Source organism: Clostridium merdae, assembly GCF_900176635.1.
Taxonomy (GTDB): Bacteria; Bacillota; Clostridia; order Oscillospirales; family Acutalibacteraceae; genus Faecalispora; species Faecalispora merdae.
Window position 1 is genome coordinate 154,757 of the sequence record NZ_FXLN01000003.1, and the last position, 25,642, is coordinate 180,398.

At 42.2% G+C, this 25,642-nt stretch carries 23 protein-coding genes; 11 read left to right on the plus strand and 12 right to left on the minus strand.

Annotated elements, in window-relative coordinates; all coding sequences use genetic code 11:
• Nucleotides 1-276 precede the first annotated feature (276 nt).
• The 4 genes from CAN90_RS02615 (at nucleotide 277) to CAN90_RS02630 (ending at nucleotide 7,521) form a co-directional block, all read left to right on the plus strand.
• The gene (locus CAN90_RS02615) at nucleotides 277-2,916 is read left to right on the plus strand and encodes a YhgE/Pip domain-containing protein (RefSeq protein ID WP_085832276.1); all 2,640 of its coding nucleotides are present in this window, start codon (nucleotides 277-279) and stop codon (nucleotides 2,914-2,916) included.
• Nucleotides 2,917-2,929: 13 nt separating this feature from the next.
• On the plus strand, nucleotides 2,930-5,155 hold the full coding sequence (locus CAN90_RS02620) for a YhgE/Pip domain-containing protein (protein WP_085832277.1): 2,226 nt from the start codon (nucleotides 2,930-2,932) through the stop codon (nucleotides 5,153-5,155).
• 91 nt (nucleotides 5,156-5,246) lie between these two features.
• Nucleotides 5,247-6,038: a lytic transglycosylase domain-containing protein gene (locus CAN90_RS02625; protein WP_085832278.1), complete on the plus strand. Its 792-nt coding sequence runs from the start codon at nucleotides 5,247-5,249 to the stop codon at nucleotides 6,036-6,038.
• A gap of 277 nt (nucleotides 6,039-6,315) precedes the next feature.
• The gene (locus CAN90_RS02630) at nucleotides 6,316-7,521 is read left to right on the plus strand and encodes an RtcB family protein (protein WP_085832279.1); all 1,206 of its coding nucleotides are present in this window, start codon (nucleotides 6,316-6,318) and stop codon (nucleotides 7,519-7,521) included.
• Between the two features lie 80 nt (nucleotides 7,522-7,601).
• On the opposite strand, the gene CAN90_RS02635 is transcribed toward CAN90_RS02630, so the two are convergent.
• Entirely contained in the window at nucleotides 7,602-8,012 is a 411-nt protein-coding gene (locus CAN90_RS02635) for a peptide deformylase (RefSeq protein ID WP_085832280.1), read from the minus strand.
• 202 nt (nucleotides 8,013-8,214) lie between these two features.
• On the opposite strand from CAN90_RS02635, the gene CAN90_RS02640 reads away from it, so the two are divergent.
• From CAN90_RS02640 to CAN90_RS02655, 4 genes are all read left to right on the plus strand, one after another.
• The gene (locus tag CAN90_RS02640) at nucleotides 8,215-8,919 is read left to right on the plus strand and encodes a response regulator transcription factor (RefSeq protein ID WP_187138287.1); all 705 of its coding nucleotides are present in this window, start codon (nucleotides 8,215-8,217) and stop codon (nucleotides 8,917-8,919) included.
• Complete coding sequence (locus CAN90_RS02645; RefSeq protein ID WP_085832281.1) at nucleotides 8,920-10,332, plus strand: sensor histidine kinase; 1,413 nt, start codon at nucleotides 8,920-8,922, stop codon at nucleotides 10,330-10,332. It abuts the gene before it with no gap.
• Between the two features lie 166 nt (nucleotides 10,333-10,498).
• On the plus strand, nucleotides 10,499-12,982 hold the full coding sequence (locus CAN90_RS02650) for an ABC transporter permease (protein ID WP_187138288.1): 2,484 nt from the start codon (nucleotides 10,499-10,501) through the stop codon (nucleotides 12,980-12,982).
• Between the two features lie 20 nt (nucleotides 12,983-13,002).
• The gene (locus tag CAN90_RS02655) at nucleotides 13,003-13,689 is read left to right on the plus strand and encodes an ABC transporter ATP-binding protein (RefSeq protein ID WP_085832282.1); all 687 of its coding nucleotides are present in this window, start codon (nucleotides 13,003-13,005) and stop codon (nucleotides 13,687-13,689) included.
• Between the two features lie 415 nt (nucleotides 13,690-14,104).
• On the opposite strand, the gene CAN90_RS02660 is transcribed toward CAN90_RS02655, so the two are convergent.
• The 6 genes from CAN90_RS02660 to CAN90_RS02690 all read right to left on the minus strand — a co-directional run bounded on the left by CAN90_RS02660 (nucleotide 14,105) and on the right by CAN90_RS02690 (nucleotide 18,665).
• The gene (locus CAN90_RS02660; protein WP_085832283.1) at nucleotides 14,105-14,338 is read right to left on the minus strand and encodes a hypothetical protein; all 234 of its coding nucleotides are present in this window, start codon (nucleotides 14,336-14,338) and stop codon (nucleotides 14,105-14,107) included.
• A 65-nt stretch (nucleotides 14,339-14,403) separates the two neighbouring features.
• A complete protein-coding gene (locus CAN90_RS02665) occupies nucleotides 14,404-14,952 on the minus strand; it encodes an RNA polymerase sigma factor (protein ID WP_242953557.1) in 549 nt (182 codons plus the stop codon).
• A 158-nt stretch (nucleotides 14,953-15,110) separates the two neighbouring features.
• Nucleotides 15,111-16,043 (minus strand): DUF4367 domain-containing protein, encoded by a 933-nt coding sequence (locus CAN90_RS02670; RefSeq protein WP_085832284.1) that lies wholly within the window; start codon nucleotides 16,041-16,043, stop codon nucleotides 15,111-15,113.
• A 104-nt stretch (nucleotides 16,044-16,147) separates the two neighbouring features.
• Nucleotides 16,148-16,906 carry an EFR1 family ferrodoxin gene (locus CAN90_RS02675; protein ID WP_085832285.1) on the minus strand — a complete coding sequence of 253 codons (759 nt, stop codon included), beginning with the start codon at nucleotides 16,904-16,906 and terminating at the stop codon, nucleotides 16,148-16,150.
• Nucleotides 16,907-17,331: 425 nt separating this feature from the next.
• Entirely contained in the window at nucleotides 17,332-18,330 is a 999-nt protein-coding gene (locus CAN90_RS02685; RefSeq protein ID WP_085832287.1) for a hypothetical protein, read from the minus strand.
• Nucleotides 18,327-18,665, minus strand: a complete 339-nt coding sequence (locus CAN90_RS02690) for a PadR family transcriptional regulator (protein ID WP_085832288.1) — start codon at nucleotides 18,663-18,665, stop codon at nucleotides 18,327-18,329. The genes CAN90_RS02685 and CAN90_RS02690 overlap by 4 nt, the downstream gene beginning before the upstream one ends.
• Before the next feature lie 205 nt (nucleotides 18,666-18,870).
• Between CAN90_RS02690 and CAN90_RS02695 the strand changes: the two genes are divergently transcribed.
• The 3 genes from CAN90_RS02695 to CAN90_RS13910 all read left to right on the plus strand — a co-directional run bounded on the left by CAN90_RS02695 (nucleotide 18,871) and on the right by CAN90_RS13910 (nucleotide 20,025).
• On the plus strand, nucleotides 18,871-19,170 hold the full coding sequence (locus CAN90_RS02695; protein ID WP_085832289.1) for a DUF2089 family protein: 300 nt from the start codon (nucleotides 18,871-18,873) through the stop codon (nucleotides 19,168-19,170).
• Complete coding sequence (locus CAN90_RS02700; RefSeq protein ID WP_085832290.1) at nucleotides 19,167-19,460, plus strand: hypothetical protein; 294 nt, start codon at nucleotides 19,167-19,169, stop codon at nucleotides 19,458-19,460. The genes CAN90_RS02695 and CAN90_RS02700 overlap by 4 nt, the downstream gene beginning before the upstream one ends.
• Nucleotides 19,461-19,560: 100 nt before the next feature.
• Entirely contained in the window at nucleotides 19,561-20,025 is a 465-nt protein-coding gene (locus CAN90_RS13910; protein WP_085832291.1) for a DUF3781 domain-containing protein, read from the plus strand.
• A gap of 375 nt (nucleotides 20,026-20,400) precedes the next feature.
• Here the strand turns inward: CAN90_RS13910 and CAN90_RS02710 are convergent, their stop codons facing one another.
• From CAN90_RS02710 to CAN90_RS02725, 5 genes are all read right to left on the minus strand, one after another.
• Nucleotides 20,401-22,233, minus strand: coding sequence for a serine hydrolase domain-containing protein (locus tag CAN90_RS02710; protein WP_085832292.1), 1,833 nt, complete (start codon nucleotides 22,231-22,233; stop codon nucleotides 20,401-20,403).
• 27 nt (nucleotides 22,234-22,260) lie between these two features.
• Nucleotides 22,261-22,431: a hypothetical protein gene (locus CAN90_RS13575; RefSeq protein WP_159450350.1), complete on the minus strand. Its 171-nt coding sequence runs from the start codon at nucleotides 22,429-22,431 to the stop codon at nucleotides 22,261-22,263.
• A gap of 16 nt (nucleotides 22,432-22,447) precedes the next feature.
• Complete coding sequence (locus tag CAN90_RS02715; protein ID WP_085832293.1) at nucleotides 22,448-23,101, minus strand: TetR/AcrR family transcriptional regulator; 654 nt, start codon at nucleotides 23,099-23,101, stop codon at nucleotides 22,448-22,450.
• A 330-nt stretch (nucleotides 23,102-23,431) separates the two neighbouring features.
• Nucleotides 23,432-24,364, minus strand: a complete 933-nt coding sequence (locus CAN90_RS02720) for a CPBP family intramembrane glutamic endopeptidase (protein ID WP_085832294.1) — start codon at nucleotides 24,362-24,364, stop codon at nucleotides 23,432-23,434.
• A gap of 24 nt (nucleotides 24,365-24,388) precedes the next feature.
• Nucleotides 24,389-25,498: a helix-turn-helix domain-containing protein gene (locus CAN90_RS02725; RefSeq protein ID WP_085832295.1), complete on the minus strand. Its 1,110-nt coding sequence runs from the start codon at nucleotides 25,496-25,498 to the stop codon at nucleotides 24,389-24,391.
• Nucleotides 25,499-25,642 lie beyond the last annotated feature (144 nt).

Consider the following 25,642-nt stretch of genomic DNA (forward strand, 5'->3'; position numbering starts at 1 on the left):
ACTTCCCTCTTTTCTATATATTTCATTTTTCATTTGTAAACGAATCGATAAATTAAAAGTCATTCTTCATTTATAGATTTCAGTATACCCTTATTTACAGTTTTTGTCTCCCTTCTTTTTCTATATCAATAGAATTGATACTATTATTCTTTTGTTCTCACTTTCCAAAAAATTTCTGTCCATTGACAAAATAGAGGAATCGTGTACTATTATTAACCATGCACAAACCGGAAAACCCGTTTGTGGGCAATTGGCCCACCCCAGAGAGGAGCACACATGAAATTTCAAAACATGCGTAAAGTCTTTGTAAAAGATTGGCGCAGAATACTACGAAATCCCGTCGCTTTAATTATTACCATTGGTATTTGTATTCTCCCGGCACTCTATGCTTGGGTAAATATAAAAGCGTGTTGGGACATATATGAGAACACTGGCAATATACCGGTTGCCATCGTCAATAACGACCGCCCCGTTGAATTTCACGATAAAGAAGTAGACATTGGCAGCGGCGTCGTTGACAAGCTAAAAGAAAACAATAAAATTGATTGGAAATTCGTGAGCAAGCGCCAGGCAGACCTTGGCCTTGCAGACGGCACCTACTTTGCCTCCATTGAGCTACCCGAAGACTTTTCGGATAGCTTTACCACCATGTTTTCAGAAAACCCTGTCAAACCAAAGATTATTTTTAAAATAGATACAAAAGTAAACCCTGTTGCTGAAAAAATTACAGAAGGCGCAAAAAACACCTTAGTACAAGAAATTAAAACGAATTTTGTTTCTACGGTGAATGAGGAAATTTTCTCTTCGTTAAACCCTGTGGGTGAAGATGCGGATAAAAACCTGCAAAACATTATTAAGATGAAGGATGCCATCGTAAACCTGAATCGAAATATGGATGTTATTACGTATTCGCTTGATAATTTGAATACGAATTCCATCAATCTAAATCAGTTTTTAGTCAGCATGAATGCTGCGTGGCCAATGGTAGAAAGCAGCCTAGAAACAGCAAATAAGAACGCAATCAGCCGGCAAGAGCTTTCGCGGGATGCGCAGAAGCGGCTCGACAATTCTCTAACTTATATGGATACAAACCTTACCTATGTGCAAACCTCTAGTGAGCGTATTCACGCGCTGCTTACCGAACTGAATGATGCCGCAAAAGAGGGCAGCACCGCAAAAATGGATACCGCCTTTTCGAATTTGGATGCGGCTTTTGAAGGTATGACTTCCTCGATTGACGCAACCTCTTCCTACCTTAAAAAGTACCGCCAAATCGACTGGGGCAAGGATGCGGAAAGTGCACAGAAAAACTTAACCACATTACGTGCTGCTCTGGTAAAAACACGCTCCCAATTGGTGGAGCTGCAAAAGGGGCTGAAAAGCCTGGATGCAGGCTCAAAAGCCTTTTACGATTATTTAGACAAAACGGTTCCGGAACTGGCAAAACAAGCACAAGCGCTTGACCAGTCCCTCAGCTCTATGATAGCGACGCTTGAGGCACTTAACAGCTCGTTAAATTCCCCCGAGCTGCAAGGCTTAATTAACTCCCTTAAATCGTTGCAAGATTCCGGTATGGCAAAGAATTTGATTCTAACTCTTAAACAGCTTCAGGCCTCCCGCAATTCCACTGCGGATGCAATTGCTTCCGCAAATCAAACCGCAGCTACCGTTATTGGACTGATTGACGATGCCATCCCGAAATTAGATAAAGCAAATGAGTTTTTGAAAAAAGTGGAGGGCAATCAAGAGGATAAAACAAAGCAGCTCACAAAAATGATACGTTCGCTTGATTCCGTTGCTGCCGAGGTGGACAGTATGCGGGGCAAGCTTAATACCATTCATAAACAAGCAGATGCCGTGGCTCAGATTACTGCCGGTAAGGCGAATACCATAAACGACGATTTATATCTGATGGAAAGCCAATTTACCACCCTTTTAAAGGACTATAATGATAGCATTCGCGGCGACGTAAATGTAATCGGCCAGCGTTTGGTATCTTCCGCAGACAATGCCGCCAAAATTTCGCAGACTACGCAAAAGCTGGGCACTGAAATTGGCACCATGTTAAAGACGGCGCAGTCCGGCTCAGAGCTTTCTACTGATGTAACCGGTACATTAAAAAGCAAGCTGAAGGAGTTTAAGGGAAGTATTGAATCTCTTGGCAGCAAGCTGGAGCTGATCGACAATAACGACATTGTACAGATTATCTCCATTATGCAAAGCAACCCCGAGTTTATGGGTGATTTTGTAGCGAAGCCGTTTGAGCAAAATGTTGAGTATATTAACGCCATTCCTAATTATGGTTCTGGTATGGCACCAATCTATACTACCCTGGCGCTTTGGGTCGGCTGTCTCATTTTAAACTCCATCTTAAGGTCCCGCCCGCGCGATATGGAGGGGCTCGAGCACTTATCGTTGCGCGAAAAGCATTACGGTAAAATGATGACCTTCTGCTCTATGGCGCTTATACAGGGGCTTGTCATCTCACTTGGCAATATTCTTTTATTAAAGATTTATGTAGTAAACGCCTTACTATTTGTTATGGTCGCCGTGTTCTCCTCGCTTGTGTTTTGCATTATCACGTATACCCTGTATTCCACACTGGGCAATGCCGGCAAAGCTCTGGCAATTGTTTACATGATTTTTCAAATTCCCGGCAGTGGAGGAACCTATCCCATCCAAGTGGATCCCCCTATATTCAAAATTCTTCAGCCGCTGTTCCCGTTCTCTTACACCGTGAGTGGCTTGCGCGAGGCGATTGGCGGCCCCCTCACCAGCCAGGTTCTTTTGGATTTTTCTGTACTAGGGCTGTTTGCCGTTGTGTTCCTCATTTCTGGGTATTTTGTTGTTCAGAGAATGGCGGAACCGGTGCATCGCTTTGAAGAAACATTTGAAAGCTCCGGCCTAGGCGAATGAAAGGGAATGTAACATGAAACGACTCAAAAAACTGGGGGCTATCCCCGCTAAAATAAAATCGGGACTGCACTACATTGTTCAAAACCGCATTCGTCCCGTTTTTATGGTCTTTTTTCAAGATATGCGCACCATCCGCCATAACAAAGCCACACTTGCCGTAGTCATTGGTTTATGTATCCTCCCCTCCCTTTACGCTTGGGTCAATATTTACGCCTGCTGGGACCCCTACGCCAACACCGGCAATCTCCCGGTGGCAATTGTAAACAACGACGAAGGTGCTGTGGTAAATGGAGAGATTATCAATGTGGGCGATAAAATTATAGAGGAACTCAAAGAGAACAAATCAATCGGCTGGCAATTTGTAAGCGATTGGCAAGGCAACTATGGCCTAAGCCAAGGGGATTACTACGCCATGATTGAAATTCCCCGTAATTTTTCGCAGAGGCTGGCGAGCTTAACCACGTCTACTCCACAAAAACCAGTTTTAACGTACCGTGTAAATGAAAAGCTTAATGCCATTGCTTCTAAAATCACAACGGTTGCAAAAGACCGTCTTATTGAAAGCATTGAAAGCAGCTTTGTAAAGACGGTGAACGAAAAATCGATGGATATTATCAACGAGAAAACAGAGGATACTGATATATCCCCCTCCCGGCTAGAGGATTTAAAATCGACTCTTAAAAAGGCAGACGGAGATATTTCCAGCGCCAAATCCATTATCGACGAAGCCAGCAAAAATACCAAAAGCTTTCAGATCTACCTTGATGAAGCAGCGGCGCTTTCCCCCACCATTTCAGACCAAATCAGTGGTTTGCAACAAATCACATCGTCTGCGGCATCACTTACCCAAAAAACACAAAGCACCGTACAGTCAATTGCCGCTAATATTAGTGCGGATTTGAACCGTATGCAGGAGCTTAACCAACAGAACCAACAGCTCATTGCCGCACTTCGCGGCATCAATAACAATACGCTGGATGAAAACACCAAGCGCATTGCCCAGCAAAACATTACCCTTTGCAAATCGATGGATATTCTATTAAAAACGGATATAAAGGACCTTACCGAGCTAAACAAAGCGTATGATATGAGCGCGCTTACCCTGCTGATTAACTCGTTAAAGTACGCTGACCGCCTTGTAAATACCCAGCATGATTTGCTCCAGAAAATAGTGGATTCCAAAAACAGCACCTCAAAGGAAGCAAGAGATGAAATGCTTACCACTCTTGCGAAGCTAAGTGACGAAAATGCTCAGCTTACCAGTAACCTTGCAACAACCTATTCCACGCAGGGAGCACCGCTCCTCAGCAGCCTAGGCAACAGCATGGTGCAGTCTCTTTACAACACCAGCGACCTAATTGGCTCAACAATGGCAATCGTTCCCCAGCTGGATGCTCTTGCGGCACTTTCAAAGGCTTCCAGTGAATTATCACTGCAGCGCGGTATACAAATGACAGATTTGCTCAATACCCTCCAAAAGGATTTAAACCACGTACTCGAGAAGCTAGATGACATCTCAACCGAAGACCTTGAAACCTTGCAGGACTTAGTAGAAAACCACCCGGACTCCATTGCAGATTTTATCTCTTCCCCTCTGAATGTAGTGGAGGAAGAAATCTATAAGGGCGGTACCTTTGGGGAAGGCCTTACCCCGTTCTATTCTGTTCTTGCTATTTGGGTGGGTGCGTTGCTTCTTTGCGCATTCTTAACGGTACACTGCAAAGACCCCGAGGGCTACCATTTAAACCTGAAGCAAAAGCATTTCGGCAAAATGAACCTATTCTTATTCTTGTCGCTGATTCAGTCAACCATCATTACTGTGGGTGACGTTGTTGTTTTGGGGGTACGGCCAGAAAACTTTGGATTGATGATGCTGTTCAGCGTACTATGCTCTATCACATTTGTGGTCATTATTTTCACTTTGGTTTCTTTGTTCGGGAATGTTGGCAAGGCAATCGTCGTAATTATGATGGTGTTCCAAATTGCGGGCGCCGGTGGTATTTACCCCATTCAAACCAACCCACATGTATTTGGTGTATTGCACCCACTCTGGCCGTTCACCTACGGTATCAATGGCTTCCGTGAGGCAATCGCCGGCCCAACCTGGGAAAGCGTTTATGAGAATATTCGGTCGCTTCTTTGCTTCATTCTGGTATTTCTTCCCTTGGCTGCGCTGAAGAAACCCCTTCATAAAGCAAATACACTCTTTGAGAAGATGTTCCAGAAATCTGGTATTTAATTTACCTAATTATTATCTAAAAAGGATTGACAAACGGATGGCCTTGTATTAGCCTAAGAGTAAGTAATATGTCGAAAAAGGAAGTGCTGGTTTGAACACAATAGAATTCCCAAGCGCAGTTGCTATCTCTGGCGGCAGCCCCTCTCAGCTTGCAGGCAAATCTGCGCCGCAAAACGGCACCTCTTTTTCCAGCGTTTTCAATTCTGTTCAGCAAGGAACCAATTTGGATGCAATCTTTCAAAGGGCTTCCCAAACCTATGGCGTTTCTTTGAATTTGCTTAAGGCGGTTGCAAAAGCAGAATCCGATTTTGACCCGACGGTGGTCTCCACTGCCGGAGCTCAAGGTATTATGCAGCTTATGCCAGGTACCGCAAAAAGCCTTGGCGTTAGCGACCCGTTCGATGCGGAACAAAATATTATGGGCGGTGCAAAATATTTAAGTCAGCTTCTGCGTAAATATGAGGGTGACGAAACCCTTGCTGTTGCCGCATACAATGCAGGTACAGGTAATGTGAAAAAATACGGCGGTATCCCCCCATTTAAAGAGACACAGAAATATGTGCAAAAGGTGATGAAGCTGTCCGGGTCCGAGTTAACAGCCGGTACGGCTCCCCTTACGGCACAGGTAAATACAGCGGATGAGCGTTACCCCCTTACGGCAATTAGCGAAGGGGTTTCTCCCTCAACCATGGGTGCAACCACTGCGGAAAGCTACCTGATGTTGAAGCTGTACCAGCATCAGGCATTACAGGCTTTATTTACAGATACAGAACAATCGCAGAGCCCTATGGCTAGCTTATTTTCAGACTCCATGCTTTCGCAAGATTCCTCTGCTAATCTGTTTTCAAACCCAACCGAGGAAGCACTTACGAAATTATTCTAAAGCATGCTTAGACTCAATTTCGATGGTTTACAAAAAAAGTGGGCGTACTGTCTGTTCAATTAGCAGGCAGTATGCCCTTTTTGCAATTGAAATGCTGCAGTTAATACATTTTAGCTATATTGGCCACTCCTCTATACTGACTGCGCGTTGTTCTTTCCAACACCCGTACCGGCTAAAGTAAGTTTGAACTGGGGATATTACAAGGAGCAAAACGAACAAATCATATGAAAAGCCCCCGCTGTGCCCGACAGCGACGGAACTATAAAAGGAGTAATACATGTTAGAACTAAATGGAAAATACAACACGGCAAAAGTGTTCACGGAGGTGGTGGATCAAGCATCCATTACCCAAATCATCGAGCTGTGTAATCAAGAGTTCACACAAGGCAGCCGCATCCGCTTAATGCCGGACGTTCACGCAGGAGCGGGCTGCACCGTAGGCACAACCATGACCATCAACGATAAAATTGTTCCCAATTTAGTGGGAGTGGACATTGGCTGCGGGATGGAAACGGTAAAGCTGCGGGAGACCCATATTGAGCTGCAAAAGCTAGATAAGCTCATCTATGCAAAAATCCCCTCCGGCTTTGCGATTCGAAAAAGGCCGCACCGTTATATGCAGGAGCTAGACCTGACAAAGCTATATTGCTACAAAGAGATCAATACTCTGCGTGCAGAAAAAAGCCTTGGCACTCTTGGCGGAGGCAATCATTTTATTGAAATGGATATGGATGACGAGGGGCGTTATTACCTGGTGGTACACTCCGGCAGCCGCCACTTGGGGCTGGAGGTCGCAAATTACTACCAGAACGAAGCTTACCACCAGTGCAACGGCAGCGGCGAAGAAGATGCGCAGGCGCTTGTTGAGCAGTTAAAGGCAGAGGGACGAGAAAAGGAAGTTCAAAAAGCCATTAAGGCTTTAAAAAACACCAAGCGAACCGCTATTCCCAAAGCACTTTGCTACCTCTCCGGCGAGCTGTTTGACCGCTATATTCACGACATGAAGCTCATTCAGCAATTTGCGCTATTGAACCGCAAGGCAATGGTAGACGAAATCCTCCGTGGAATGGGTTTGCATGTGGACGAAAGCTTTACCACCATTCACAATTATATTGATACCGAGGCCATGATTCTGCGAAAGGGCGCTGTTTCTGCCAAGGCAGGTGAGCGCCTGCTTATACCGATTAACATGCGCGACGGCAGCATTATTTGTGTAGGGCTTGGCAATGATGACTGGAACTGTTCCGCACCCCATGGCGCTGGCCGCCTTATGAGCCGGGGCGCGGCAAAGCAGAGCTTTACCGTTTCGGAATACAAAAAGCAGATGGATGGTATTTATACAACCTCCGTGGGAAAATCCACACTGGATGAATGCCCCATGGCTTACAAAAGCATGGAGGACATCGTTGCGAACATTGGCGATACCGTAAAAATAGAGAAAATTATTCGCCCGGTCTATAACTTTAAAGCCGGCGAGGAATAAGCCGCTAAAGGAGAGAAGGCCTTGGGTAACTGACACCCAAGGCCTTCTCTTTTGCATCTGCCACGTTGCTTTGCAATATTTTAAATAATAATGCCATTGCAGTGGTCAATCTCATGCTGAATGATTTGTGCCGTCCAGCCCTTAAATGTTTTTAACCGCTCCTGAAAGCTTTGGTTATGGTAGCGTACCTTAATGGATTGATAGCGCTTTGTGGGGCGGGTACCCACCAATGAGAGGCACCCCTCCTCGGTTTGAAAAGGTTCGCTCGCTTTTATTATCTCCGGGTTAAAAAGAACAAGTGCTGTTCCCTCATCATCCACAACAATAATGCGCTTTTGCACTCCAATCATATTAGCGGCTAACCCAACACAATGTTCTGCATTCGCGGCAAGCGTATCAAGTAAATCCTCTGCAACGTGTAAATCGGCAAGTGTTGCTGGGTCTGACGGCAGGCGAAGAAAGAGTTCGTCTTTTACAATATCTCGTATCATTTTATACTCACTTTCTATTTGGTCATTAACATTAAGATACATGAGAGCATCTATTGAGGGAGCTTTTGTATTACAAAAGTGACTCCCTTGTTTTTATTTGACTCGGCATATATACTAAAAGAGATTATATTACGACAATACCGTATCAATTCACTATCATTTATTGTAGCATACAAAAGCAATACTAAGGTGGGTGATAAAAATGACGAGCAAAATCTTATTGGTAGACGACGAAAAGGATATTGTGAATTTAATAGAAGAGGTTTTGCAGCAGGACGGCTTCCTATCGATTCAAAAAGCTTACACTGGGCTTGAAGCACTAGAAACTTGCCGGGAGTTTCATCCTGATGTTGTTGTGCTGGACGTTATGCTCCCTGACCTTGACGGCTTAGAAGTATGCAAAAAGATACGTGAATTCTCTTACTGCTCTATTCTGTTTCTATCCTCTAAAAATGATGATATAGATAAGATTCTTGGTCTTTCTAGTGGAGGCGACGATTACATTACCAAACCGTTCAGCCCACGGGAAGTGGTCTTTCGTATTAAGGCGCAGCTTCGCCGTCAGCAATACCAAATATCTAGCGGTGCTGGCGTTAACAAGCTCCTAGAGGTCGGCCCTCTTTCTCTCAATCGCGATAGCTGCCGCATTTATAAATACAACAAAGAGCTTGACCTTACAGGCCGGGAATATCTTCTGCTATCCTATTTTATAGAGAACGCGGATAAAATCATCAGCAAAGAGCGTTTATATGAGCAGGTATGGGGTGAATACAGCAGTATTTGCGATAATACCATTATGGTTCACATCCGCCATCTCCGTGAAAAAATGGAAGATGTGCCATCCGCTCCCCGACAGCTTATTACGGTGAAAGGCTTGGGGTATAAACTAAAGAAAAGGATTGATTAAATGAAGAAATCTGGCTTTCGCACCATTTTTCACGTTTACCTGATTTTCTTCCTGTCGCTGCTTGGTGCAATAATAGCGGCAATGTGCCTTTTCTATTTTTTAATTACGGTAAGAACACCGAGTGGCTCCTTGGTAAAAAGTGATTGGCCAAAAACAGTTACAGAAGAATTCAACAAGCAGATACTATTTACGGATGGCAAAGTGCATATTAGGCAGGCAGGCATTGAGCTGCTGCAAGAAAATCGTATTGGATTACAGGTGTTAAACCCTGCTGGGCACGAAATATACCACTACCAAAAACCAGAGCAGGCAAATTCCAACTATTCCAACACGGCACTATTACGGCTTCAACAGACAGGGCAATTCGAAAATAGTGAAACCTCTACTTTGATTGGGAGCGTAAAAAATAGTGGAAATGATTATACTTATCTCCTCCATTTCCCCTTTAAAATCTCAATGGTTACCATGTATTTCAGCGGGGATAATTTTGGAGGTGGAAAATCGATTGTTCTGCTCATTGTAAGTACTCTTTTCATCATTGTACTTGTTTCAGGTATCTTTTATGGATTTTGGACAACCCGGGTCATGAGCCGTTTAACGGCCGCAATGAAAGAGATTGCCGCGCGAAGTTATTTTCCCATTCCGCCTCATGGCGCGTTCGGAGATGTATACAATAGCTTAAATGCCTTGAATACAGAAATAAAAGCAAGCGATAAGCTGAGGGAACAAACTGAAAAAATGCGCGAAGAGTGGATTTCGAACATTACCCACGATTTAAAAACACCATTATCGCCCATTAAAGGCTACGCCGAACTATTGCAGGAGCGCGGCGATAAAAACGAGGGGCAGATCGTGCGCTACGCAAGTGTGATACAGAAAAATGCAGCTTACATGGAGACATTAATCGAGGATTTAAAATTAACCTACCAATTAAAAAATGGCATGCTACCTTTCAATAAGCAAGAAGAGAATGTCACCCGCTTCTTAAAAGAATTAATTATTGATATTTTAAACAACCCGGCATATGAGCATCGTACCATTCATTTTGAACCGACTGAAGATACTATTTTATATTCCTTTGACCATACTCTTTTTACCAGAGCGTTTCAGAATTTAATCCTGAACGCTTTTGTGCACGGCGTTGAAAATACGGAGGTCACCCTGCAAGTGAACCTCTCGAATTCCATTCTCTTCATCACCGTGTCTGACAATGGAAAAGGAATGACGGCAGATGAAACCGAATCGCTCTTTGAGCGGTACTACCGGGGTACCAGCACCGAGCACAAGCCGGAGGGAACGGGCTTGGGGCTTGCTATTACCAAAAGCATTGTTGAGCTTCACGCAGGCACAATTTCCGTAAACAGTATACCGGGTATTGGAACCAAGTTCCAGCTTCAATTCCCGATTCATTAAGGTTTATTAAGCTTCTCTAAAAAGTAAATTAAGGTTGGCAGTGTATCCTTTTGAAAGGATCACTGCCAGCCTTATTCTATTTTATTGGCTTTTTTGCCCTTTATATATTTTAAATCTACTTCAATATTAACTTAAATTATTATGCTAATAGAAAGCAGGTGCTTCGTTGAAAATCATCTCCAAATATATCGTAACCAATTTAAAAGAACACAAAACAAGAACTGCCGTTATGCTACTTTCTATTCTTCTTTCTACTACACTACTCTTTGTTTCTTTTTCCATCGGCGCATCTTACGAGAGCGCCCAACGGAAAATGGCGCGGGGCATGGCTGGCAGCGCAACGATTTCTGTTACCTCCACTAGCAAACAGAACTCGTTAAAGTTAAGTGCGATCCCTTCTTTATCTTCGATCGGAGCAAGCGTTGGCATGCTGCAGGAAAACGCCTTATACCACGAAAATGGCTACTACGAATCCATTGACCTAATAGCCGCAGACCTATCACAGCTAAATCAAATAAACAAGCCGCGTTTGATAGACAACGGCGAGATTACGGAATTTACCGGCAATAGCATTATTCTGCCAGACCGTTTCACTGCGAAATACGGGATTCAAAAAGGTGACACCATTACCCTACAAATCAAAGGAGGTAATTTTACTTTTAAGGTAGCCAATATCGCTGCTTACGATACTGTTTTTTTGCGTCACACAAGAGGAGCAACGGCGCTTTTACCACTTTCCACATTCATGGAGATTTTAGGCAACCCAAACGGATACAGCGAAATCTTAATAAAGCCTGCCGAGGGAGTTTCTACCGATGATTTGCTAAGGGAGCTAAGGACAAAGCTTTCTGCCAGCGAATTTCAGGTCTCAAAAATAATAAACGAATCCCAAATAGCGGTTGATGCACAACAAAAATCGATGCCCTTTTTCTTAATTAGCTTTTTCTCGCTGACCATTAGTATCTTCATTATTTATAGCAGTTACAAGGTAATCACATTAGAACGGTTACCGGCAATTGGTACCTTTCGCAGTATTGGCGCTACTCAAAAGGCAGTTACCCGTATTCTTCTTTGGGAAAGCCTGTTATACGGTGGCTTAGGTGGGCTTTTGGGTATTCCGGTAGGGATGCTTATCCTAACATTCATTCTACACGGAATGGGGCAATCCCTCTCTCAAAGAATTGAAATTCCAGTTGTAATCACCCCGCTGAGTATATTCGTCTCTTTTGCTATGGCGGTTGCCGTTTCTCTGCTCAGTGCTTGGCTGCCGGTGCGACGGGCAAGTCGCCTGCCAGTTAAGGATGTTATTTTAGGAACGGTTGAAGAAAAACGCATCCCCCGCCGCTTTCTTGTGGGCTTCAGTGCTGTCTTATTTCTCCTCTCTGTATTTTTGCCAAAGACTGTATCAGGGGAATTGTTATATGTGGCAGGCGGGTTCTCTTTATTCGGGATGATTACGGCGACGATATTCCTCATCCCGCCTATAACCAATTGGGCTTCCACTGTTCTGGAGCGCGTATATGGGATTCTTTTTCAAAACGAAGGCAGGCTTGCCGCCCGGAATATGAAGGAAAACAAAAGCATTGCACAGAACATCACCCTGCTTTTCATCAGCATTTCTGCGGTGATTGCCATTAGCGTTGTAGGCAATTTTGTAACGACCTATATTAGCGATGTTTTTAAAGGCGCAGAGCTACAAGGCTTTGCGGATGCAGAAATGGAACCTGAATTTGTGGAACGGGTAAAAAAGCTGGACGGTATTGAGAAAGTTCTTCCCCTCTATGTATTTAAAAATGAGCTAGAGAGCAATAAAAAGCTATTCTCCCGACTGGAAGCTACGGATAATCTGGAATGGTATAGCTCCATGTTTGCACTTCACTACTCAGAGCGGAGCATGCAAAAAAATGCTGTCTCTGAATTTGAATCAAAACGCTCCATTATCGTAAATGAAAGCTTTTTAAAACGCTCCGGTTTCTCTATTGGCGAAACTCTCACGGTTTCAAATGGCAGACGTTCAAACTCTTATGTTATCGTCGGCAGCTTTAAGTCCCGTGCAACCGATGTCGAGGCCGTGATTCCTTCAAACTTTGCAGTAGCCGATTTTGGCAAGAACAGATATGGATTTTTAGCCTATACTGCCACTGACCCCGACGCTATTATGGTGCAGCTCCGCAATTTGTTTGGGGATACTCCGAACTGGAGCAGAACCGTGCAGGAATTTAACACAGATGCGCTTTCTACCGTGGGCGCCTTTTTGCAGCCCATGCACAGCATGACCTATTTTATTCTGCTGCTGGCAACCATTGGGGTTATGAATAATCTTTTCATTAGCTTCATGCAAAAACGGCGTACCATTGCAGTGTATAAATCTGTGGGACTAAGCAACCGACAGAACAGGAAAATCCTATTGCTCGAAGGCTTTACCTCGGGTTTAATGGGTGCTGCCATTGCCATAGCCGTATCTTATATGGAGATACAAACCATTTTTTTAGTTGCTGGGCCTAAGATTGCAATGGTACCAGAGCTGAACGCTGTAACCTTCCTCACCGCCGGTGCCATGGGAATACTGGTCACTTTGCTTGGTTCCATTGTTCCCATTGTGAAGAGTCGTAAGATGAAATTAGTGGAAGAGATTAAAATGGAATCGTAATAAACAAGGAGGGCTTACCAATGACACCATTAACCAATACCATTTCCGTTGAGTGCAAACACATTGTAAAAGACTTTCCGTTTGGGAATACCACAACTAAGGTGTTGAGTGATATAACCTTGCAGGTGATGCAGGGGGAGTTTGTATCCATTATGGGGCCATCCGGCTCGGGTAAAAGCACACTCCTTTATATACTAGGAGGTTTGGATTCCCCCACAGGTGGCTCGGTTCTCTTAAACGGAACCGATATTTCCCGTTTTACGGATGAAGCTATGAGCCGGTTTCGGCGGCAAAAGATAGGCTTTGTCTTTCAGTTCTATAATCTCATCCCCAACCTGAATGTGGAAGAGAACATTATGCTCCCCTTGCTTTTAGACGGTAAAAAAATGAGGGATTACCAGAATTCGTTACAGCGCATTTTGGAAGTAGTGGGTTTATCAGATCGGCGTACCCATACCCCCCGTGAGCTCTCCGGCGGGCAGCAGCAGCGTGTGGCCATTGCCCGCGCGCTCATCACAAGCCCTGAAATTCTATTTGCAGATGAACCTACCGGAAATCTCGACAGTAAAACCGGAGCCGAAATTATGCGCTTGCTATACGACATTAACCGCGAAAACAGGCAGACAATTATTATGGTGACGCATTCGCCGGAGGCCGCCAAAAACAGCAGCCGAACGATTACCGTTCGAGATGGAGTGATTGAGTAAGCCTGTTTTAACTGGAATCTACTGTAATAAAAACAGCTGTGCATTTTCAGTCAAAACACAGCTGCTTTTTATTATTTAATATACTCTGAATGATAGGAACCTTAAACAATGCTCTGTATTGTATCAACCATCACCTGTAAAGAAACAGTTTCATTCAATTGCAGAGAATAAGAATATCCATCCTTGTGCCATGTTGCAAGCGTATACTGATTATCATTCCCTACTGATTATCATTCCCTTTAATTGTAACGCTGCAAGCGTTTATTACGCGGATTTCCACACTGGTAAAAGTATTGTAATTGCCGCTAATCTCGCTTTCTCCGGCCGCCATCCTTAAAACAGCAGTGTTTGTTGAGCCAGTGTATTCGACCTCGGCAATTTCATCCCAATAAGAAGTGTATTGAATTCTCTCAATTTACAACTTTCCAATTTGTTTTACACCAAAGCCTAAAGCGTTCGATAAATCCTTACCAGTGTCGTACGACACAATATTAGGCGCTGTGTGTTCCAGCGGTTTACTGGGTTCACTGAGCATATTTTGAACAATGAAAGAACCAACCACCAAGATCAGAAAGCAAGCGGCTAGGGGTAAAAGCTTTTTGTAAAAAGGGAAAGCTACCACTTTTTCAGGGGCTTTCTCTCGTTGCATATATTAATATTTTCGAGAATTCTATTTTGCATTTCATCAGTTACTTTGATATTTTTATCGCTTCATCATACCGATTCCTCAAAGTCGTATACCTCCCTTAGCACCTTTTTGAGCTTTGCCCTCGCTCTTTGCAGTTGGGAGCGAACCGTTGCCTCATTCTTACTTAAAAGCAATGCAATTTGTGCCGTAGTGTAACCTTCGTGGTAATACAAATGAACCACTTCCCCGTATTTTTGGGGAAGTGGTTTTACAGCATCCCACACAAAAGCCAAATCTTCCGTCTCGGCAGCCGCTAGAGTATCACTTAACTCATCCGTCTTTCTTTTTTTATTATAAGTTAACTTGTTTTTACTTAAATTAATTGTTACGCGTAACAACCATGCTTTTTCATGATTCACAGATTCTAATTTCGGCTGTGCCCGAAGGAACTGAATTAAAGTTTCCTGCAATACATCCTCGGCATCGCTCATATTGTGCAGGTAGGAGTACGCCAGTCGCAAAACACTATTTGCATAGGAATCCATTAGTCGTACTGCCTGCTCATCAATTTGCTCACTGCGCAAATCACTCTGTATTTCAATTACACTGTGCTTCCCATTTATGTAAGTATCCAATAAAAGAGCTTGTAAACAAGCTCTTTTATTGAGCGCCTATCTCCCCTTTGCTCGTATTGCAATCGATAAGAACGAACCATAATGCTACCTTTCTTGATAACAAGAGTAGGGATACTGCATGGATACAGTACCGCCAAACATGCTATCGTGTACGTTATTTAGTGAAAACCATTGACTAAATACCCCAGAGTTTTCGTATCTAACCCTTTATCTGCTGTAATAGAGTAGCTAAATTTGTCGTTCACCCAGGTTGCCACGTTAACCATACCGTCTTTCCCCTTGATCGCGACGGATACATCTCCAACTGTGAGTGTCTTTTTCTCGCTGTACTCATTATAATCGCCGCTAATGTCCTCACTGCCCTTCGCTTTACGCATTACAATGCTGTTCTCCCCGTTGCTAAAAGTGAATTGAATTAGCTCCTTTTCAATGCCATCAATGCTCTTTTGCGAATAGCCCTCTGGCATTTTCTCAGGAAGTGTCACTGAAAAAAGAGCCAGCTTTTCCGTATCTTCCAACGTTTTCGCTGGTGCAAAAGGGTTGGGCGTTTTCACATTATCCGAGCTGGCAGCATTTGCGTTGATACTGCGAATCATCTCACTCATCGTTTGACGATCCATCCCCTTGCTCTCGGAATTCGCATAAATGGAGAAAGAATCATCCCCGTATTTCCACGTAGCCAAATATATTTTCCCGTCATTTCCTTTTACCGCAACCGTGAGGTCGCCAATTTCTAATGTGCTATTCTCTTTATATTCTGTGTAAACACCGCTAATATCTTCCGTTCCTCTGCCCTGACGATAAACAATTTGAGCCTCTCCATTTTTATAGATAATTTGAACGGTACTGTCCTTTATCGCCTGAATAGCGTCCTCAGTATAACCATCCGGTATGCTTTTGGGAACCAGGACGGTAAAGCCAGCCAGCTTTTCCGCATCTGCGATGGTTTGACAGTCTACCCACGGGTTAGGGATTTGTTGGGTACTCGAATTCTTTTGTGGGTCATCCTTTGCCTCCGGTTTCTCTTGTGTACAAGCAGTAAATGAGAATGCCAGAACGGCACAAAGTAGAATCGCAATTCGCTTCTTCATTCTATTCTTCCTTTCCTTATGCTTTTGTTCTTTTAATCGGTATACAATTGAGACTCTTAAATGTTGCAATCATTTCATATTTTTTATTTTTCTCTTATTATAAATCAATCTTTTTCGTTTTCCATGATGTAGTAGCGTGGCTGACCCTTCGATTTTTTCTTATATTCAATGGCTTGCACTGGGCAGCCGCAAATACAAGCCATGCAGTGCGTGCAATTTCCGTTCCAATGGGGCTTATTCTCTACCATGGTAATGTTGTTTAGGGGACATCGCTTTTCGCATAAATGACAGCCAACACAGCGGTCCCCTACCGCAAAGCCTTTATCAGACACCATGAAGGTATAAAACAAAGGGTTTACCGGTCCGCTTTTTAACCGGTCAATCAAGCTGGGCGAAATGATAGGAAAAGACTTACCTTGAGCGATAATGCTAGCAAGCTCTGCAATTCGCGGCACAGAGGCTGCCAGAATCGTTTCTGCCTCCTCTTTAGTTGGCGTGGGGAACATCGCCAAATAGTTTTCGGGCATCACCACTCCAGCCAGACCAAGAAAGGTAAATCCCTTTTTCTCGCAGAGAGCCTTGGCATAGGGAGCGGCATTGCCGCACTCATCTCCGCATGTAAGTACAAAATAAGCATTCTTGCTGCCGGTAAACGTGGTCTTTTTCATCCACTGCTCTACAACGCGGGGCATTCTCCAAGAGTAGGTAGGTGTTACAAAAACAAACGGCTTTTCTGAATGGAGACTCTCCTCCGCGCCGGCTTTTAGGCTTTGATTCATCGAAAAAAGAGTATCGCCGCAACGTTGTACAATTTGTTTGGCCACCCGGTGGCTGTTGCCGGTACCGCTAAAGTAACAAACCAAAGAGACCCCTCCTAAAACACCTTTTTTTCTGCCATTATAGCATACACACGACGAAAGAAAATAGGGATACGATGAAACTTACAGTACACGGCTTCCCTTTTTCTGTATGCTTAAGATATATATTTTAAAAAGGTGTGGTAAATGATGCAAATTGGCGGTATTGGAGGCAGCGGCGCGGTTTACGACCCCACGGCTTATACCAAACACGATGAAGCTTCGGGATGCAGCCCCCCTCTTCCCCCCACCCTGCTGCAATACAATATTTTGAAAATGCAAGAGCAAACTCACTTTCTACCATTAAGAATTTGGAGCAATAGTTTGACTTTTACTGTCACTAAGTAGAAAAACCTGCAATCAAAGATTGCAGGTTTTTCTCTACCATACATAGTCCATTGCAACAACGAGGACGGCTTAAACACTGTCTTTCATTTATCGTACCGATATGCCCGAACGGATGTAACAATCATATTTAACAGCAATGCAAACAGTATCATTGCCAACATAATTAAATGGAAGGGTGGAAAATAACGACCAATTTCCTCGCCATTCACATTAAACATCGCACGGAAAATTATGTTGAAATTCGGGTTTAAGATTCTATTGTTTGTAAAAAACAAGGTGGCTAAAATGCCCGTGGAAAGGTCGGCTATAATTGTGGCCACCGCTAATTTTTTACTGTATCGGCGCTCAATAAGACGATATATTTCGTAGGCAGTACCAATAAGCACCCATATAATAATCAAATACCATACTTCTTGAATATATCCTTGGTTGAAAGCGGGAATCCAACCGGTACCCTTTGTATAGCCGCCAATAAGGTGTGAGAAACCCAACAATAATACAGCAGCGGCAACGTACCAAAAAATGTTGATAATGGGATTGTATATTTTAATCTGCGCGCGTTTATCGGGCACAGCAGGGAGCTTTGATAAAAAATCCCCCTCATGAAACTTGACCTTTTTGTGTTCAAGTATTGCAAAAACCACAACAATCCACACAAAGGCTTGCACCGCGGCACTCACAGCTCCAGATAGCATCTCCGACACCATATTTGAGATAAAGGCAGAGTTATTTTCAACGGATGGTTGAAACCCAGAAAAAGAGGAAATCAAAATTGCAAAGGCAACCCCCGCGAAGGCAATTGGCAAAACAATTTTTACGATTCTTTTAAACCACAGAAAATAAATACCGCTAATAAGTGCTTTGCTCTCTTCCCCGCTGTACTTAACGGCAAGCTCCTCCGGTGAGCCAAGCTCCGTTAAAACAATGCGTATGTCCTTGTCGGTTGGTTCTTTTTCACCGCATCGTGCGTCAAGCAGCTCCGAAATCATGTTTTTCAATTCCATTTCAACTTCTGCTTGTAATTTGGTAGGCAGATTACAGGTTACGGCGTAAATATATCGATTGATTAAATCGTTGTTCATGAGATCCCCTCCAGTATCTGGTTCATGTTTTGTACGGTGCTATGCCAGTGATTTTTTAATTCGCTAAGAACTTCCTTGCCAAAACTTGTGAGATTGTAATATTTGCGTGGCTTTGCACCGCCTGTGTCCCATGAGCTTTCCAATAATCCTTGCCCCTCTAATCTACGAAGCAATGGGTAAAGTGTGTTTGCCTCAATGGAGATTCCCGTATTGGCCAATTTTTCAATTAGTCCATAACCGTAAGTAGGTTCGCTTAAATTGGCAAGAACACAGAGGATGATGGTTCCTCGCCGCAGCTCTCCCAAAAAACCATTGATAATTTCTCTTTTATCCATGTATTAACCACCTAACATTATTGCGTGTATATATCATATAGTGCGTCACACAATATGTCAATTGGTAAAATTTGATACTCCTACTATTTTTTTAAATTCTAAATATTTATTCAATCTTTTAATTAATTATTATTTCGATATTGATTTTAATAAAATTTAATATATAATAAATTATATTAAACAAATTATGAAAGGAAAGTTTATATTGGATATTAATAAGGTTCCTATGTGGCTACTTTCTCTTGAATTAGAAGATGCTGCATTTCTAAAAAATTTTGTGTTAACTTCTGGTTCTTTAAAAGAAATTTCAAAATTATATAATGTCTCCTATCCTACCGTTCGTTTACGGTTAGATAAATTGATTCAAAAAATAGAAATCGGCGATCAACAAGAAGAAGAACCATTTCAAACCTTTATTAAAGGCTTAGCCGTTGATTCTCGAATTGATTTGGATACTGCAAAAATTATTATAGAAAAATATAAAAAAGAAAAGGAGAAAAAATGATGGAACTGTTTATTAGCTTAGGCATTGCCGCAATATTAATGGCACTAGAGTATCTTCTTAGTGCTAAACTAAAAAATCCTTTTTGGGGTGGAATCATTCCTTTGATTCTAATTATCGCAACAATTTATATTTTTTCAAGCAGACTTCTCCCATTGAACAGAGACTCACTTTTTCCATTTATCTTACTTATTTCTTTTATGCTCGGGGATTGGATTTCTGGCCGTGAAAAGTATAAAAAAAATCAGCAGAAAGAATTGGATAAAATGAAAGCGAAAGACATGGGTGATTAAACAATACGATAAACAGCCTCTGTTACACTATCTATAAGTAAGTTTCACAATTCTTTCATAGCTAGTAACATAAAATTAAAAAACCCGTGAGGAATACAACATGAAGCAGTTTACTACTGAAGAATTAAATGAGGCGCTCCGTGCTATTAATTCCATTATTCATAAGTGTGAGAAGGCGCAGGAAAAGTTCCCGGAGGGGAATTCACAGCATACACTTCTCAAGAACCGGTTAAACGCAATGGCTATTTCAAAAGCGCTGATTACAGAGGAGCTCTACAAATTGCCCACGGAAACACCAGTATTTTGTTGCGAAGATTGTAAACCGGAGGTGCTCATCTCGAACTTAGAGCACCTGCACACAACGGAGTTAGGGGCAAAACGCATTCAAAAGAACCTGCGTCTCAATACAGAGGATGTAGTACTATGGTGCAAAGAGAAAATCAAATCTGCGAACGCTTCCATCACAAGAAGAGGCAAAAACTGGTACATTACCGTGGATGGCTGTGAATTTACCGTAAATGCGTACAGCTATACGATTATTACTGCACACAACCTTAAGTCATAATAGTGGTGGTCTGATTGAAATCCCCGGTGTTTTTTCCTTGCTATTTGCACTTACTGCAAGGTTCAGGTGGCTTAATTCTTTATGTGTGCCTTTTAAAATGATGTTATAGGGAATTATTGCGATTTAATAAGAAAGCAGAAAATCCCCTTCATACGTTTCCGATTGGGGGTTGATAAAATAATACGCTCATAAATCACTCATAGGTAAAGGAAAGCTTATCATTATAGCAGACAGAAAAGTGAAAACACCCCCACAAATTTCGGCATAAAATTTGTGGGGGTGTTTGTGTGATTCATTGAGAACCATTGTAGACAATACGAAAATCTAAATCGCTTTTTTCGCCTTGCATATTTGAAACAAGTAAAAGAGGTGCTGCTATTTTTCTGCAACCATAATATAAGAATTGCCAGGAATTTTTACAACCGATTCTGTTGAAGCGTTTACATTATCAAATACAGGGGTTAAGTTTGGATCAAAAACAATCACTCTGACTTCTGGAAACCTTGCGTTAATAGAAACTTCGTTTTCCTTATCGCAAAATAGCCAGTTTGTTTTATCGCTTCCTTTTTTTAATATGTCATTTAGAACGTCTTCGCTATATTTTTTTGCAGTAGATGACAGTACATAATTACTCCCACGGAACGAAATGCTGCTTTTGTTCTTTTGTATTAGGCTACCGGAATCTCGGGCTGTTTCATTCACAGTTGTTGCTAGACTTTCACTTACTGTTTTAAAGGGGGTTTGTCTTATAAACGTAACAAAGCCTGTTGTAGTAGGGTCTACTGTTAACGGAGAAATCATATCCTGCATGCCGGAAAGAGTAGTTGGGTTAATATCTTCTTTTAACCAAAGTGTGCCGTTTAAGCGTTCCCACCCGTACGAGCTGCTCTGCGCCTCAACCTTTTGCGCATAAACCACTTTATAGTTGGAGTAATCTGAATTGAAGTGCCGCATCAAAAAAGTCTTTCCATTTATGGTCTCAAACGAAAACTTTTCATAAGCGCCATTTGTTTGCGGAGAAGAGAAAGTTCCGTCATCCATATAAGTGTAAGGAATTTTGCCTGCTTCATTGCCAATTTTGCTTAATGGAACAAACGGTAAATTCAATCTGTTTTCTGAAATCGTAATATCAAAAGCCAAGGCACCGCCAATGATAGAGTATTTTCCCTGCATGTCTAACATTTTTTGTGGTGTCACTGCTGCTTTCATGTTAGAAGCCTGTGAAGAAATCTGTGTTTTCTTCATGTCGCCTTTGAGAACGAGAAGATCTGTAACCAATTGTTCTACAACATCCCCACTCTGCGCAGGATTTGTTGCAAATCCGACAACAACAAGGTTACTTTTAGGGGCTACAACAATTTGAGAAAGGTAGTCTATAGTTCCGCCATTTTTGGAGTAAACAGGAAGATTGCCATAGGGATAACTCATATAATCCCAACCCAAAGCATTAAAAACGGAGTTTTCTTTTAATGCGGAGAACATCGCCTGATTTTCACAAAACAATGCAATATGCTTGGTATCCAGTACGCTATTTTGTGGCGATAAAATCTGGTTTCCAAACAGGGCAAGCGTTTTGGCATCCATAGCCAGCCCACCTGTTCCGGCCAGGGCTTCAATTACCACTTCCCGTGGCTGTACTTTGCCGGAAGCGTCCGTTTTCCGTACAAATTTATCGGTAATGATTTGATCTGCTGAAAGATGGATGGAAGGCACCTTCATAGGGGCAAGAATTTTATTGTTGATATAAGTCGCATAATCCATACCCGAAACTTTTTCTACAATTTTCTGTGCCAAAATAAAGCCTTCATTGCAGTATACCGGGTATTCACCCGGATTCGACTTGAGTGTTTCATTGGCTAAATTTTCAATTAGATGTTGGTAATAACCCTCATTTGTACTTTCGTATAAAAAAGTGTCTTCATATTGCGTGCCCGGCAAACCAGAAGAATGATTTAGGAGCATGCTAACCGTAATCGAATGATATCGCTCGTCCTTCATTTTAAATTCTGGCAAATACTGTGTAACGGGAGAATCCAGTTGCAAACTTTTTTCTTGATCCAAATTCAAAATTGCTGCGGTGACAAATATCTTAGAAACGGAACCGATATTTGTAATACTTTCTGCATTCCAAGTCTCCTTGGTTTCTTTATTAATAAATCCGAATCCCTTTTCATAAATCGGCTTTCCATTTTGCATTACCAGTAGCATGGACGGAGAACCAAGTGTTTCCCACGTTTAAGTCAACTTCTCCTCTGCTTTTGCATAAGCACTTTTATAATCAACATCCTGTTGTGCGGGTTCCTGATTTTGCGGACTACTGTTTGTTAAGCCTGAGTTGCAGGCAGTAAAGGACAAAACTGCTATTGAAACAAATATCATAGAAATTACTTTTAAAGTTTTAATCATTTTTCATCTCTTTCTCTTACATATAATTATATAATTTTTTTAACGTTTGTATTTGTAACTCAAGTAGCTCTTCGGTTACAATATCCAACCCTGTATTTTTCATTAAGGTCTGTGAAAAGGCTTGCCTCTTCTTAAATTTTTTGAATGAGCATGGGAAAATAATTGTATCGCACCAAGTATTCAGGAGCAGCAAGAAAACCTCAGCGCATTCATAAGGCTGCAATACATGAAGAGATCCATCCTCATTCCCCTCCTGTATGAGCTCGCCTATGAGCATGGCAGTATCGCTCAAATTAATTCGCATCATGGTTAAAATTATTTTTGCGTCATCCATCTTTTCTGCAATGGGTCCATCTAAAGTATGAAGGTCTTCCGCACCTATACTACGAAATAATATGTTCTCTAATTTTTCTTTTCCAGAAAGTCCTTTCATGTCATCTAGCCATTCTAGAACGACTTTTTGACTGGCCTTTGTTTGAGCATCAATAACGGCGTAAAAAATATCTTCCTTTGATTTAAAATGGTGGAATATCGCACCTTTTGACATTCCCACTTCATCAACAATATTTTGTATGCTGGTATTCATATAGCCCTTTTGTGAAAAAAGTTTCGATGAAACATCGAGTATCTTCTCAATGGTATTTTCGGAATTATATTTCTTGCTAATCATAAAAATTTTCCTTTCATAAAAACCGACCGTTGGTATTTTTATTGTAACAATCAATAGATGTTTGATATGTCAATTGGTATATTTTGAGTAAAAAGGCTCTATTTATTGATACGTAGGTTTTAGATTACCGGTAGAATCAATGATTTTTTCAACAAAAACAAACCCACACATGATGAAATGTGTGGGTTTGTTATAAACAACCTGTTGCGCGTTTAAAATCTTTGTATACCACTATTTATTCGTACAAGAAATGCCGCGCTTCGTTCATGGCTATGTATTTCTTGTGTGATTTGCTTAATTAAAGTTGAGGGCCTCTAACAGATAAAAATCTTATTTTTGCACCAACTGCCCCTCATCCTGCTGAAGCGTTTCATTTTTAACCATTGTCATTTTTCCCGCCTTTATTAACAATATAACAGCTAAAACGATAAAGGGAAGTCCACCAATAAGGCCGGTAATTGCCGGACCAAGCAGTGGGTTATATCCACTCTTTGCAAAAAAACTTGGCAGTGCTGCACCTGCGTTAACTGTTGAATGGATCATGGCGGCTGGAATGGCGCTTTCCAGTTTAATTGATACATAGCCTTCTATAATTCCAAGTACAACGCAAAAAACAATCATGACTAGAATACCGAGCACTGGGTAGCCCCAATAGGTGGTTCCATAATTGTGACCCATCACGATAATGGGTAAGTGCCAGATTCCCCATATTGCTCCAGAAATAATTAACGATGCCCTGTCAGAAAAAAACAAGCGCAGTTTCGGGAGCAGATACCCCCGCCAGCCAAGTTCTTCCCCCATGGTAGGTATGATATTTACAATCGGAGCGATGAGAACAAAAATCACGACTTGAACCGTTAGCAGTGTGGAAGCCGCAAGCTCCTTCTCACCACTCGAAGCTATAACCCCTTTTAAAGCTGTAAGCTCTGGGTCAAACGAACCGGGGAAAATCAAGAAGTAAATCGCTCCGCTCAGGAGTAACAAGACTGTTGGGCCAAAGTACAAAAGCAGATACGCTCTCCCATGCCCCTTGATGTGCGGTCGAATATACATATTCCCAAAGCCTTCTTTTGTTATGAGCCGTGTTAATAAACTGCACAGCGCAGGTATAAACATAGCGACCGCCACAATTACTACTGACGCCCCTCTTCCATAGGGTATCCCACATATTGGTACCATCAAAAACACGATCCATGAAAGAATAAATGTAAGCGCAATGAATATAAACAGTCGTTTTTTTGCCGCCAATTTCTCGTGTTCCATAATCACATTACCCCTTATTTTAGATTATTCGCAGTTGCGTTGAAGCTTTTCAGTGATACACTGAAAACGTGGTTCATCTGAGAGAACCGAAAACACCGGATTATTAACAATCACATCATACATGCTTTTCCTGATGGTTTTTTCATCCCGTGGAAGATCCGTTCCTAGATCGAGTTGATCCAACCATTCGTGCAGACAATCAAAAAAAGCATCGCCATGCAATCGAAGAGGATAAATATCGCTTATCACAATTTCAGTGTACTTTTGCAGCATTTCAAGCGCCTTATCATACTTTTTCTGAACAATAAATCCCTGCGCGGCTGAAATATAAAGGCCGACCAGAACACCGGGATGCAAATGCCTCATATCAAATGTTTCCGCTATGACAAGCGAGCGCCGCAGTACCTCGTCGAATTTGGATGGGACATCCGCACATAATGTAAGATAAGCGGTAAAGAAATTGAACAGGACGACGATATTCTGAAACATTCCAACCTGCAAAACGGATTTTGCCTCCTCGGTGCGCCCTGTCATTTGGTAAGCGGAAGCCAAAAGCGATTCAGGAGGCAGCGCAGGCGCGACTGATCCATCCAGCAGCTTTAGCACAGAATCGGGATTCCCTGATATAAGGTTGCATAAAGCTTCCATAAACAAAGCCATCCTGGTAATCAATACATCGTCGCATTCCTCTCTAACCCGGATAAAAAGCCCCTTGGCTTCCGCAGTCAAAGACGCCGCTTTCTGCGCGTCCTTTATCAATTCTATATGATTAATCATCAAAATTCCCATTTGCAGCAGCAAAGGAAAGCACGAATAGTATTTTTTGATTGTCTTTCGGCAGGCATCCATTACAGAATCAAACGGTTTTGACGTAAAATCATCCGACAGACTTCGGTACAGCTTTCGAATATCCTCTTTTGTCATCTGTGGCTTATAATCTATCAATTCATCAACGCTAATATTAAAGTACGCAGCCAGCTGGGGAAGAAAGGTAACATCGGGATAGCTTTGCTCTGTTTCCCATTTGGAAACGGACGCCTTGGACACACCAATGTAATTTGCCAGTTCATCCTGTGTGATGCCTTTTTCCTTGCGCTTAGAAACAAGCACTTTTGCAATATTAATTTCCTTCATATCAATCACCTCTGTTTATATTTTAGTTGGTAGGCAGAAAGGAATCAATGGATTTGCAGTTGATAAAGGTTGAATAAATCAACCTATGCGATACTTTTAGCCAAACTATTGTCAATTATAGTATTATCCTCCATTTTTATGGTC